The organism is Hymenobacter norwichensis DSM 15439, assembly GCF_000420705.1.
Classification (GTDB): domain Bacteria; phylum Bacteroidota; class Bacteroidia; order Cytophagales; family Hymenobacteraceae; genus Hymenobacter; species Hymenobacter norwichensis.
Genome location: NZ_ATVL01000005.1, coordinates 1 through 1972 on the forward strand (window position 1 = coordinate 1; position 1972 = coordinate 1972).

Below are 1972 nucleotides of genomic sequence, written 5' to 3' on the forward strand. Positions count from 1 at the left end.
CGGGCAAGCGCAACGTGAACTGGCCGTGGGCCGGGTTGGGGAACACGCTCAGCGCTTGCTCCAACTGCGCATCACGCTTGGAGAGCACGCGGGTGCTGAAACCCACCTCTAGGGCCAACCGAGCTCTGATAGACGTGATATTTAAGTCGTTCCAGGTGGGGATACCTCCTTCTTGGAAATAGAAGGTAGCCGGGCGCAACGGATTCTCTACTTGGTAAGCTAATGCTACACTGCCGGCAATCTGTTTCACGCCCACGAAGAAGGTACCATTAACAGCCACGTTACCAGTGACAGGTATGGTCACGACGCCGGCTGCGGTGGGGCGGTTGAGCGTGGGCGAGGTGAAGAGCACGGCATCGGGCAGACCGGCCGCCGTAGCACTAAAAATTACTACTTGATAGGTAGATGTAGTGCTAGCGTTAGCCGTAAATGCGGCTTTTACTTCTCCAATTGTAGCCGCACTGTTAACAGCATATTTAACCGCTAAAATGCCGTTAGCTTCTGTACCGGCGGCCCCAACTCCTACTGCAGAGGGGTTCAGCGCCTGCGTATCATCAATATACGACAGGCTATTCGCTGTTACGGCTTGCGTGTACGTCAAGGTATTGTTGGAAACTGTAACGTCGGCAGGTACGGATACCGTCAGGGTATTATTGCCAACTGTAGCAGGCGTGTAGGTGGCAAAGGTTACGGTGGAAGAAGCTCCTGGCGCTAACGAAGGAATCAGCTTGATATCCGTAAACGAGTTAGCCCCGGTTACGCTCAGCGTAACGGGCACGTTGGTCATGGCCAGAGTACCCGCATTACGAATAATGGCTTGTACCGTCCGCGGAGCCGATACAGGCGCCTTGCCTACTGAATAGATAACCTGCACGGCGGCATCAGGTGCTGGCAGCGTGGCGCAGATGGTGAAGGCACCTTGCGTGTCGTTGGAGCCGTAACCTGCTACAAACACATAGTACGTGGTATTAGGGGTCAGGCTAGCTGCCACCAATGGATCCGATACTGTGTTATTGGTACCACCCGATGAGCAAGCAATTTCAGTGAAAGGACCTGTGGCCGACGTGGCTGAAAACAACCGCAAATAGCCAGCTGCCCCCCCCGTTACCTGAATAGCAACTGAGGTACTACCTGCGCCGCTGGCAGCAGTAGTGAATTTGTACCATACGTCCTTTGGGTTCACCGCAATACCGCAGGCTGCATTAGGATTGGTGCCGTTTACGTAGCCGTTAACCGGCGTGGTAGTGGCTCCGGCATTCGTGCCAGATACGGGCGTGCAAGTTGAGGCAACAGGCAGCGTAATGGCCCCCGCCGGGTTATCATTGGCAGGCGCAACAGGAGGCACGTTAGCGCAAATACCAAACTGTCCGGTTGGCACATCCCCATCATAGCCGAACACCCGGATATAAACGGTACTACCTACTGTGAGCCCAGTAACCGTGGCGCTGGAAAACAACGTTGCCGCGTTGGCGTCGTCGTTGCAGGCAATGGAAGTAAGGCTACCACAGGTGCCCGTGTACAGTTCCAACACGGTGTCATCGAGGGCGCTACCCGCGGCGGCACTGGTTGTAACCGTCAGGCTGCCACCGGCTGGCACCACCGTACTGTACCACACATCATTGCTAGCGGGTATCGACGTATTGCCACATGATACGACGGGCGTGGTGCCGTTGGTGGCACCTGCGTTAGTACCTGTAGTTACGGTGCAGGTGGTGCCAGTGGTCAGGGAAATGGCCCCGGCGCAATTGTCGTTGGCTGGGGGCAGCGTAACGCAGATGTTGAACTGGCCGGTGCCCACGCTGGCATCGAAGCCGAAAACCCGCACGTACACCGTGTTACCAGCCGTCTGACCCCGAACAACTAAAGAAGAAAAGGTTTCCACACCGTCCACAATGTCATCGTTGCAGCCAATGGAGGTGAGGCTGCCGCACGTGCCGGAGTAGACTTCCACTACCGTATCGTCAAAGGCGCT

Annotated in this window: 1 protein-coding gene; it reads right to left on the reverse strand. The window is 56.0% G+C overall.

Going from position 1 to position 1972, the window contains the following annotated elements; all coding sequences use genetic code 11:
• The coding region (locus G536_RS25675) for a CARDB domain-containing protein (RefSeq protein ID WP_033369477.1) at nt 1-1972 on the reverse strand (1972 nt) is incomplete at both ends.